At 33.2% G+C, this 11,069-nt stretch carries 10 protein-coding genes, 1 riboswitch and 1 other annotated feature; of the genes, 9 read left to right on the forward strand and 1 reads right to left on the reverse strand.

The genetic code is table 11. From position 1 onward, the window contains the following. The first annotated feature begins 637 nt into the window (after positions 1-637). Positions 638-801: riboswitch (Lysine riboswitch) on the forward strand. A 66-nt stretch (positions 802-867) separates the two neighbouring features. The 8 genes from RR430_RS07965 (at position 868) to RR430_RS08000 (ending at position 9,132) form a co-directional block, all read left to right on the forward strand. Further along, on the forward strand, positions 868-1,704 hold the full coding sequence (locus tag RR430_RS07965; RefSeq protein ID WP_332508893.1) for a transporter substrate-binding domain-containing protein: 837 nt from the start codon (positions 868-870) through the stop codon (positions 1,702-1,704). After that, positions 1,704-2,462 (forward strand): amino acid ABC transporter permease, encoded by a 759-nt coding sequence (locus RR430_RS07970; RefSeq protein WP_332508895.1) that lies wholly within the window; start codon positions 1,704-1,706, stop codon positions 2,460-2,462. The genes RR430_RS07965 and RR430_RS07970 overlap by 1 nt, the downstream gene beginning before the upstream one ends. After that, positions 2,463-3,194: an amino acid ABC transporter ATP-binding protein gene (locus tag RR430_RS07975; protein ID WP_332508896.1), complete on the forward strand. Its 732-nt coding sequence runs from the start codon at positions 2,463-2,465 to the stop codon at positions 3,192-3,194. A gap of 370 nt (positions 3,195-3,564) precedes the next feature. Next, the gene (locus tag RR430_RS07980) at positions 3,565-6,228 is read left to right on the forward strand and encodes a calcium-translocating P-type ATPase, PMCA-type (protein WP_332508897.1); all 2,664 of its coding nucleotides are present in this window, start codon (positions 3,565-3,567) and stop codon (positions 6,226-6,228) included. Positions 6,229-6,313: 85 nt separating this feature from the next. Then, positions 6,314-6,526: a binding site (T-box leader), on the forward strand. Positions 6,527-6,656: 130 nt separating this feature from the next. After that, positions 6,657-7,469, forward strand: a complete 813-nt coding sequence (locus tag RR430_RS07985) for a substrate-binding periplasmic protein (protein ID WP_332508898.1) — start codon at positions 6,657-6,659, stop codon at positions 7,467-7,469. Between the two features lies 1 nt (position 7,470). Next, positions 7,471-8,148 (forward strand): amino acid ABC transporter permease, encoded by a 678-nt coding sequence (locus RR430_RS07990; RefSeq protein ID WP_332508899.1) that lies wholly within the window; start codon positions 7,471-7,473, stop codon positions 8,146-8,148. Then, positions 8,141-8,863 (forward strand): amino acid ABC transporter ATP-binding protein, encoded by a 723-nt coding sequence (locus tag RR430_RS07995; RefSeq protein WP_332508900.1) that lies wholly within the window; start codon positions 8,141-8,143, stop codon positions 8,861-8,863. The genes RR430_RS07990 and RR430_RS07995 overlap by 8 nt, the downstream gene beginning before the upstream one ends. A 68-nt stretch (positions 8,864-8,931) precedes the next feature. Continuing rightward, the gene (locus RR430_RS08000) at positions 8,932-9,132 is read left to right on the forward strand and encodes a hypothetical protein (protein WP_332508901.1); all 201 of its coding nucleotides are present in this window, start codon (positions 8,932-8,934) and stop codon (positions 9,130-9,132) included. Between the two features lie 27 nt (positions 9,133-9,159). Here RR430_RS08000 and RR430_RS08005 read toward each other — a convergent pair whose 3' ends face one another. Beyond that, entirely contained in the window at positions 9,160-9,525 is a 366-nt protein-coding gene (locus tag RR430_RS08005) for a PepSY domain-containing protein (RefSeq protein ID WP_332508902.1), read from the reverse strand. Positions 9,526-9,682: 157 nt separating this feature from the next. On the opposite strand from RR430_RS08005, the gene RR430_RS08010 reads away from it, so the two are divergent. Further along, on the forward strand, positions 9,683-10,969 hold the full coding sequence (locus RR430_RS08010; protein WP_332508903.1) for an EAL domain-containing protein: 1,287 nt from the start codon (positions 9,683-9,685) through the stop codon (positions 10,967-10,969). Positions 10,970-11,069 lie beyond the last annotated feature (100 nt).

An 11,069-nucleotide genomic window follows, 5' to 3' on the forward strand; every position in this document is an offset into this window, starting at 1 on the left:
GTGAAGCACAGTTGTCAGGCCCTTCACACGACCCTTAAGGGTCAGTGTGGTAATAACCCTTATAGGGTTAAGTCAGAACCACGTGTTTTACACGTGGAAGCTATTTTAGTAGGGATAGTATGGCTTTAAACGTTGATAATGGCGTAAATCCGTATACAACTACACTTGCAGTGAAAATGAATAAATTAGCTAAAAAAATAATATCAATGTTATAACAGATGTTAATAAATATTCTAAAATAGATTCTATTGGATTTAATGCAGATCTTATTTTATTAACACCTGAACTTGATATACAAAAGCAAGAAGTCAAAAACAAATTTCCTAATAATGCTGTAGAAATGATTAAAAAATCTGATTATGGTCTATTAAAGTAGACAACATTTTCAAAGAATTTATTGATTAGAATTATTTTAAATGAAAGAAGAACTATCATATGATGATTAGCTCTGCTTTTTTGTGAAGAGTAAAGAAGCAAGTATGATATGTCTATCAACAATGCTTTCATTAATAACATTGCCAATAATGCTCGGAATCGCTATAAATGTATGGACATAACAAATATTAGGACAAATTATGAAGAAATCGTTGTAAAAATTTGACATTATTAAAATATATTGTATTATTGAAGTACAACAAAATCATATAGAGGTAGCGATGCAGAATAGTAACTTGAGGAGTCGACAGACAATGAATCAAGAGAAAGGCAATCATCGCCGAATAGGTTTCTTGGTAGAGAAACGCTATGGGGTTATAAGAAAGACTTATAACACTCCTTCAGAAGAAGGGCGCTATTGCACAATTTACCTTTTAAGTAAATCGTATGTGATAGAGCATACGATTTTTTGTTGCCTAGGAGGAAAAGGAAATGAAAAAATTATTATCATTATTAATTGCAGGACTAATGCTTGTAGGATGTTCAAGCACACCTGCAGAAAAGGAACCATCAGCAGATGGGGAAACAGCAAAAGAAAAATTTACGGTAGCAATGGAATGTAATTATGCGCCATTTAACTGGACTCAAACTAGTAGCAATGATTCAGCTATTCAAATTTCAGCTACTGATTATTGCGATGGTTATGATGTTGCAATGGCACGTAAAATTGCTGATTCTTTAGGACAAGAATTAGAAGTTAAATCAATTGCATGGGAAGGTTTAATTACAGCATTAAACAACGATGAAGTTGATGCAATTATTGCAGGTATGACAGCAACTCCAGAACGTGCAGAGGCAGTAGATTTTACAAACCCTTATTATGAATCGCAAATGGTTTTAGTGGTTCGTGCAAGTGATGAAGCATTAGCAAATGCAACATCTATTCAAGATTTTAGTGGATATAAAGTATTAGGGCAAATAAACACATTATATGATGAAATTATTGATCAAATTGAAGGTGTTAATCATATGACTCCTCAAGCTACATATCCACGTATGGTATTAGCTTTACAACAAGGTGAAGTTGATGCATTAACTGCTGAATTACCAGTTGCACAAGGGGTAGTAGCAGCAAATCCAGATCTTAAAATTGTTACATTTGAAGATGGAAAAGGATTTGAAGCTGACACAACAGTTTCAATTGCAATTAAAAAAGGAAATACAGAATTATTAAATCAAGTCCAATCAGCATTAGATACAATTACAGAAGAAGAAAGAGTTGGGATCATGCAAGCAGCAACTGATCGTCAACCAGCTACAGCAGAATAATGTTAGACTTTGAAGTAATTGCAAAGATAATACAAACTTCTTGGCCATCATTGTTATTAGGGGTACAAAATACTTTAATAGTAGCATTGAGTGGTACAATCATTGGGCTGATTATTGGATTAGTAATAGGTGGATTAAAGGCTATTAAGGTAGATGATAGCTCTTCTAAATTAGTAAAGACAATTAAAAAGATTTATGATGTAATCTCAACAATTTATATTGAAGTGTTCCGTGGAACACCGATGATGGTACAAGCAGTATTTATTTATTATTCATTTTTAAAAGTATTTAAGTGGGGACCATTCCTTGCGGGTATTGTTGTTATTTCTATTAATACTGGTGCATATATGTCGGAAATTATTCGTTCAGGTATTCAATCAGTTGATAAAGGACAAACGGAGGCTGCACGTTCTTTGGGTATGTCTAATATCCAAACAATGATGTTAGTTGTATTGCCACAAGCAATTAAAAACGCATTTCCAGCAATTGGAAATGAATTTATTGTAAATATTAAAGATAGTTCAGTATTATCGGTAATTGCAATTACTGAGTTAATGTATCAAGGTAATAAGATTGCTGGTAGTAACTATAAATTCCCAGAAACATTCTTTGTAGTTGCATGTATTTATTTAATACTTACAACAACTACTTCATTTATTCTTCATATTATTGAAGGCAAAATGAATCACACACGTACAAGCTTTCCACAATCAGATAGCTCATCAAAGAGTGTTCATTTAGCAAAGAGGGTGAAATAGATGTCACTAGTTGAAATTAGAAATATACATAAGAGTTTTGGTAACTTGGAAGTTTTAAAGGGAATTGACTTTAGCGTTGAAAAAAACAGTGTTGTTTGTTTAATTGGTGCTTCTGGTAGTGGTAAATCTACATTGCTTCGTTGCATTAATATGTTAGAAACTCCTGATGAGGGAGAAATAAGAATGAATGGAGAGAATGTTCTTCATACAAAAGATGTGAATAAATATCGTAGTCACGTAGGAATGGTTTTCCAACAATTCAATTTGTTTAATAACATGACTGTACTTAAAAACTGTACTGTATCACAAATGAAAGTTTTAAAGCGTTCTAAAGAAGAGGCTGAGGCTAAGGCGATGGAATACTTGCGTAAAGTAGGTATGGAGAGCTTTGCAAATGCATCTAGTACAACTTTATCCGGAGGGCAAAAACAACGCGTAGCGATTGCTAGAGCATTGTGTATGGATCCTGAGGTACTATTGTTTGATGAACCTACATCAGCATTAGATCCTGAGATGGTTGGTGAAGTATTAGAGGTAATGAAAGATTTAGCTAAAGAAGGTTTAACGATGATAGTAGTAACTCATGAAATGGAGTTTGCTAGAGATGTAGCTAATCATGTTGTGTTTATGGATAAAGGTGTTATTGCGGAAGAAGGTACACCAGAAGATATATTCACAAATCCAAAAGAAGAAAGAACAAAAGAATTTCTAAATCGTATATTAAAGAAGTAGTGCTATTTGCACTACTTCTTTTCTGTTTCTTGATACATAGATATGTTTACAAGCGGTAATGAAGTTCATAATCAATGTTAGATTTGCTACTTACGTCAAATAATGATGTTGTGTGCGGTGATATAATAGTTAAGGAATAAGGTTAGTCTTGACTAACTAAAAGTGTGGATGATACGATAAGCGCACAACAAAATAACCCTTGTGGGGGAGTAGTTTGCACAGTGATGTGTGGCATGTCAACAAACTGACTGTAAAGTCTGGCTTGTCTTAAAGAACGAGACTCATGTATGGGCGGAATAGAGGATTTTTAATAATTCGCTATTTCGTTCGTATGTGGGTCTTTTATGTTGTTGGGAATGGGAGACGAGTTATGATTGAATTTGTAGAGAAAAAAGAAAAACTGGTTAATGAGTTTAACTCAAATGTTGTCACCGGTTTAACGACTGATCAGGTAGCGCTAAACCGAAAAAAGTATGGGATTAACACATTGACTAAGCAAAAAAGGGAGTCATTACTTAAAAGGTTATGGGATGCCGCAACTGAACCAATGATTGTTATGCTTATTATGGCGGGAGTAATTGCACTAGCGGTTAATATATTCCGTAATGTTACTGGTGGGGAAGCAGATTTCCTGGAATGTGTTGGGATATTTGTAGCTATCTCTTTATCGGTTATCATTAGTGTTGTTATGGAAGGTAAGGGTGCAAAAGCGTTTGAAGCCTTATCAAAGATAAGCAATAATACAGTGGTTAAAGGATTGAGAAACGGGAGTGCAGTATTATTAAATCAAGCTGAATTAGTTGTTGGGGATATCTTAATTTTAAGTACTGGTGATAAGATTCCCGGTGATGGTAGATTAATTGAAAGTGTAGGTCTAGCAGTTGATGAATCAGCTTTAACTGGTGAAAGTATACCAGCTAATAAAGATGCAAATTTTGAGGCGTTGGATGCAAAATTGCCATTAGCAGAACGTGCTAACATGTTATATAGTGGTACCTACATTACAAGCGGACATTGTAGATTGTTGATAACAGCAGTTGGTGATTCTACAGAGTTTGGTAAAATTGCACAAGAATTGGGTGGTGAAAGAAAAACAAGTACACCATTACAAGAAAAACTTGCGAAGTTGGGTAAGACAATTACAATACTTGGCGTAATTGCAGCGACCATTGTTTTTGTATCACAAGTGATTTCATTTTCGCTTAATGGTGATTTAAATCTTGAGGAAGTAATGGAAGCATTTGTGACAAGTATTGTTTTAATTGTTGCGGCAGTACCAGAAGGTTTACCAACAATTGTTGCAGTATCACTTTCTATAAATATAATTAAATTATCTAAGCAAAACGCCTTAGTAAAAAAGATGATAGCATCAGAGACTATTGGCTGTATCAATGTTATATGTTCTGATAAAACAGGTACATTAACAGAAAATAAAATGACGGTTAAAGCGTTTTATGATGATTCGTGGCATACGGATGTGACAGAATTATCGTGTGGATATTTTGGGCATAATATATGTTTAAATAGTACAGCGGATATAGGTGCTGATGGGTTGTTTATTGGTAATCCAACAGAATGTGCGGTGCTAGAATTCTATGAGAAATCGATGATGCGTGAAAAGTGTGGAATGTCATATCGTGAGGAAAGAGCGGATCATGAATTGGTACATTCATTTCCATTTTCATCAGAGCTAAAACACATGACAACAATTTCAAAAGTGCATGGTGAAATTGTGACTTATGTAAAAGGAAGTCCTGAGTGTGTAATTGAAATGTGTAATCTTGCAAAGGATTCACGTAATGAAATTGAAGGATATATTGAACAGGCGCAAAGAAAAGCAATGCGTATTATTGCGTTTGCACATAAAAAAATAAATTCAATTCAAGAGTGTAAAGATGAATCGAAACATGATGAGTTAGAGAGTAATATGGAGTTTGATGGCTTTGTTGCGATTAGTGATCCTCTTCGAAAAGAAGTGGAAGATGCTGTTAATCAATGTCGTCATGCAGGTATAGATTTAAAAATATTAACAGGTGATAATATAGTTACAGCAACAGCTATCGCCAATGAATTACATTTATTAGATCATGGGGAGATTGCGGTTGAGGCAAAAGAAATAGCGGAGTTAAGTGATGATGAATTGTTAACCAAATTGCCTATGATAAGCGTAATAGCTCGAAGTACCCCAACAACTAAAATGCGAATTGTAAAATTACTAAAATCTACGGGTAATGTTGTTGCGGTTACAGGTGATGGTATAAATGATGCACCTGCTTTGAAAAATGCAGATGTTGGTGTTGCGATGGGAATATCGGGAACTGAAGTATCAAAGGAAGCTAGCGATATTGTATTGCTCGATGATTCGTTTGCGACAATTGTTCATGCGGTTGAATGGGGTCGCAATATCTATGAAAATTTCAAACGTTTCATTAGTTTCCAATTAACGGTTAATTTGGCTTCGGTTATTGTTGTTTTTGTTTCTATTCTATTTGGGTTGCCGGCGCCATTTACTGCGTTAGAGTTATTGTGGATAAACATTATCATGGATGGTCCTCCAGCTTTAACATTGGGTTTAGAACCTAACACGGATGACTTAATGTCGCGTCAGCCTACAAAACGTAGTGATAATATTATTTCTAAAACAATGCTAATTAGAATTGTTGTTACGGGAGTTTATATGTCACTGGTGTTCTTAGGTCAATATTTGTTCAATTTCCTAAATGTGCCTAGTGATCAAGTTTCAACCGTATTATTTACAATGTTTGTATTATTCCAATTATTCAACGCTTTTAATTGTCGTGAATTACATGATTCAAGTATTTTTAAACACTTCTTTAAAAATAAAATTATGTTAATTACTGTCGGTTGCACATTCGTGCTACAGGTATTAATCATTCAATATGCAGGAGCATTTTTTAATACGGTTCCATTAGAATTATCAATGTGGATTAAACTAATTTGTATAGCCGCATCTGTAATTGTTTTATCGGAATTGTTTAAACTTGTAGTTAGAAAGTTTAGGAAAATAAGATAAATGTAAAGTGATTGTAAATATTTACAAATAATTGAAAATATTTACATTTCACTATTGACTTTCACTTTGAATTAACATAAACTAAGTTACATCGAAGAGAAAGAGTAGTACTTTACTGGATACTTTATTAGAGAGCCCTGTTAGGTGAAAGTGGGAATGAGGAAGGTAAACGAAACGAGCTTTTGAGATTCATCGTATGTTAGTAAGATGAATGTGAACCTGCATTAAAGGTAAGGGATTTAGTTTTTTAGTGAAGCTAAATAATCAGAGTGGTACCGCGGAATTTTTCGTCTCTATTTGTAAAATAGAGGCGTTTTTTATTTATCAAGGGAGAAAGAATATGAAATTGAAAGAGAAATGGTGGGCAAAACGACGATGTAGTTCGTTGCTTACTAAAATTTAAAATAAACTAATAGAGGAGAAAGAAAATGAAAAAATTAGGAATTATGTTACTAGCTATGCTAGTACTTGTTGGGTGTAGTAGTAAACCCGCTGAAACAACACCAACTACTGAGACAACAAATACACCAACTGAAGAAACAACAACTAGTTGGAATGAATCATTAGTGCAAGATGGAATCATTTCAATTGGAGTTTCACCTGACTATCCACCATACGAAGCATTAGATACAAATAATCAAATTATAGGGTTTGATGTAGATTTTATGACTCTTATTGTAGATACACTAAATGCAGTTGAAGGTACTGAATATAAATTGGAATGGGTACAAATGGATTTCTCTACAATTATTTCATCTATTCAAATGGATCAAGTTGATTTAGGGGTTTCTGGTTTCACTTATGATGAAGAACGTGATGTATTATTTTCAACACCATATACAGATAGCGCAACAGTAGTGGTTGTTAATCCGGATAGCGATATCAAAACAATTGATGATTTAAAAGGTAAAGTATTAGCTGCGCAACTAGGTGCTACTGGTGAAACAGCGGCAAAGAATGTTGAGGGCGCAGAAGTAAATAGTATTGCAAATGTTAACATCATGATGGAATCATTAAAGAATAATGCGTATGATGCAGTAATCATTGATAAACCGGTTGCTGAAAACTATGTTAAAAATGCAGGGTTTGTAATGTTAGAAGAACCTATTCAAGATGATAAGAATTATATAATTGCTAAAAAAGGAAATACTGCACTAATGGATAAAATTAATGAAATAATTGAAGAAGTAAAACAAACTGAAGAATATCAAGAAATATTAGAAAAGTGGGAATTAAACTAAAATGACTTTAAGTAACATGCTTACATTTGAAAACATTAGATATTTGCTTAATGGTGCAATGATGTCATTAATTATTGCGTTACTAACATTTACATTTGGTACGATACTTGGGATTATTGGTGCTGCTATGAAAATATCTAAAAACAAGATCTTGCAATTAATTGCAAAGATTTATGTAGACTTTATACGTGGAACACCGATGTTATTACAAATCTTGTTTTTATATCTTGGATTTCCGCTTATTTATAAAATGATTACGGGTAGCTTTATACGTGTTAATCCATATGTTATTGGGGTAATCGCAATTAGTATAAATAGTGGTGCATATGTTACTGAACTTATCCGTGGGGGAATTCAATCTATCGATAAAGGTCAATGGGAAGCATGTCAAACTTTAGGTCTACCTTATGGTTTGACCATGAGAAAGATTATTCTTCCTCAAGCGTTTAAAAATGTCCTTCCACCACTTGTTTCAGAATTTATTATGTTAATAAAAGATTCATGTTTAATATCTTGTATAGGAGCTGTTGAACTATTACAGGGTGCACAAATATTAGGGGCTCGCTACTATAATTATGTTGTATTTCTAGTAGCAGCTTCAATTATGTATTTAATTATGACAAGCGTTGTATCGTTCTTCGCTAATAAGCTAGAAAAGAGGTTAGCGGCTAATGATTAAAGCGAATAGTTTAGTTAAAACATTTGGTAAAGTTAAAGCATTAGATGATGTATCAGTTGAAATTCAAAAAGGTGAGATTGTTTGCTTGATAGGTCCTAGTGGAAGTGGTAAAAGTACACTGCTTCGTGCTATTAAAGGTTTAGAAGAAGTAGATAGTGGAAATATATTTATTGATGGCGTAGCTTTTGATAAAAAAAATGTAGCACAACAAAATAAGATGGGGTTTGTGTTTCAACATTTTAACTTATTTCCACATTTATCAGTGCTAGAAAATCTTACATTATCACCAATTGAAGTTCTTAAAATGAGTAAAGAAGATGCGATAATTTTAGCTAAAGAATTATTAGTTAAAGTTGGATTGGAAGATAAAATAAATGCATATCCAAATCAATTGTCAGGCGGTCAAAAACAGCGGGTAGCAATCGCAAGATCATTAGCTATGAATCCAGAATTTATGTTGTTTGATGAGCCTACATCAGCATTAGATCCTGAAATGGTTTGTGAAGTATTAAAGGTAATGCAGGATTTAGCGGAACAGGGAATGAGTATGATTGTGGTTACTCATGAAATGGGGTTTGCAAAGAAGCTTGCTTCACGTATTTTATTTCTTGAAGAAGGTAAGATTGTTGAAGAAAGTAATCCAGCGGATTTCTTTGAAAATCCAAAGACAGATCGTGCTAAAGAATTTTTAGAAAAGATTACGTATTTACAGTAGGGATAAAGATAGTATCTCTACTTTTTTTTCTTATTTAATGTATAGTATAGATAGAAGAGGTGATAGCGATGCTAAAAGAAATTGTTATAATCATAGGTATGTTTTTGTTGGAAGGTGTATTAATGTTTGTGGGAATTTCGGAAGGTTTCACAGGGTTGATTCAAGTTGGTATGTTAGGGATTATCGTTATCGGAGTGTTGTTGCTGTATGTCCTTAATAAAGATAGTAATATTTATTGGGGAAAATTTAATAGTCATTTTAAAGATTAAAACCTTGGGATTATGCCCCAAGGTTTTTTAGTCTTTTATCATCCATTCTATAATTTCACCAGTATTGGCGTCAATTTTAACTGCATATTTATTTCTTAAATAGATTTCGACTTCATATACAATTTGATCATCGATATCATCTAAATCGTATTTTGTGATGACTGCAGTTGGCTCTTTATCGTGTATAATTTTATCTATGTCACTAGGGGTAAGTGAAATTGCATAATCTATTCCGTTAAAGTTGATCGTGGTATTTGTTACTTTGTCATATTGTGTGGCTTTAGTCGTAACATCGTAAGTTGGTGAGAAGCTAGGGGTTGTGTTGTTTGAGACACAACCGGTTAATAATAAAACGGATGAAAAGACAATGAATGATAATTTCATATGTCTCATCCTTTCTAAGTTTTATTTTAAAAGAAGAAAGGATGAAAAACAATTGATGTACATTTTCTTGCGTTATTTTGATATATTGGTTTCTTGCGTTGAAAACATTTTCAAAACTAGTATACTTTAAGTAGCGTTATAGTAGTTATTTGGGAAGGTAGTGCTTATGACTTTGCATAATATGTACTTTAATTTGGATCACACAAATGAAGAAAAAATTAGATGTGAGTATGATAGACTGCTTGCTAATGGCCAATCAGAATATTCGTTGGTTTGTATACGGCTAAAAAACTTCACTGCTTTTAGTCATGCGATTGCGGATGATGAAAGTGAGAAATTTATAAAAGAGGGTTTTGACTGCTTGTGTGAGTGTTTAAGCGATGATGAATACATAGTGCGCATACATTCTTGTTATTTTAATTTGTTAATAAAATGTGAGGCTAATCTTGATGACTTGCATCGAAGAGCACATGAATTTCATTTTGCGGTTAGGGATTACTTTCAAGAAAAATATGGGAGAGTTTTATATTTAGAAATGGGTTTTTGTCCATTAATTAAACAAGAAGTGGGGTTCTATACAGCGCTTTACTATGCGGAAATTAGCAGAATGGCATCAGAATATACATTCCCTGAAACAAATTATGATATGTACTATATTTCGTACCAAGATCAAAAAGAAGAATTCCTAAAACTAGAAAATTTAGTTCCTACTGCTTTAGCTAATGGTGATTTTAAGTTGTTTTTACAACCTAAAGTAAACTTAGCAACAGGTAGGGTAGAATCTGCAGAGGCGTTAGTTCGTTGGATAGACCCGAAAAACGGAATGATTCCGCTTGCAAGTTTTTTGCCTAACTTGGAAGAAAATGGATTTATACGTGAAATGGATCTATATTTATTTGATATAGCTTGTGGTTATATGGAAAAATGGATAAATGAATATGGTAAGAAGTTTTCGATTAGCTTTAACTTATCTAAGGCATACTTTGATGGAACATTCTTCATGAAGGAGTTTTCAAATACTTTTGAAAAATATAATATTCCAACAGATTGTGTGAGGATTGAATTACTAGAAAGTATTGTTCTTAATGATATTGAACATTTGTTGCCTTTAGTTAATAGCATTTATGATTTTGGTTTTAGTTGTGCGTTGGATGACTTTGGAAGTGGATTTTCATCGTTTGATATTTTAACTAGTGTTCAATTGTCTGAGCTTAAAATAGATCGGTCTCTATTTAAGGATATTAACAATGAAAAAGAGCGTTCATTGATACATCATATCGTTGATATTGCTCATGATTTGAATATGGAAGTAGTTGCTGAGGGTGTTGAAACTGAAGCATATGCAAATTATCTAAAAGATATTGGTTGTGATTTCATTCAAGGGTATTGTTACTATAAACCAATGTCGGTAGAAGAATTTGAGAAAATCTTTGTAATTAACGATAAAAAATAACGGAATTTATTTGACAAATGATTGCTTTATAAGTATAATTACAACGTTATCAATATACCATAGACAGCAACGGCCTAGTGCTTAATCAGGTTGCCGAGGT

The sequence above is a fragment of the Anaerorhabdus sp. genome (assembly GCF_036641015.1).
Classification (GTDB): Bacteria; Bacillota_I; Bacilli_A; order Erysipelotrichales; family Erysipelotrichaceae; genus Anaerorhabdus.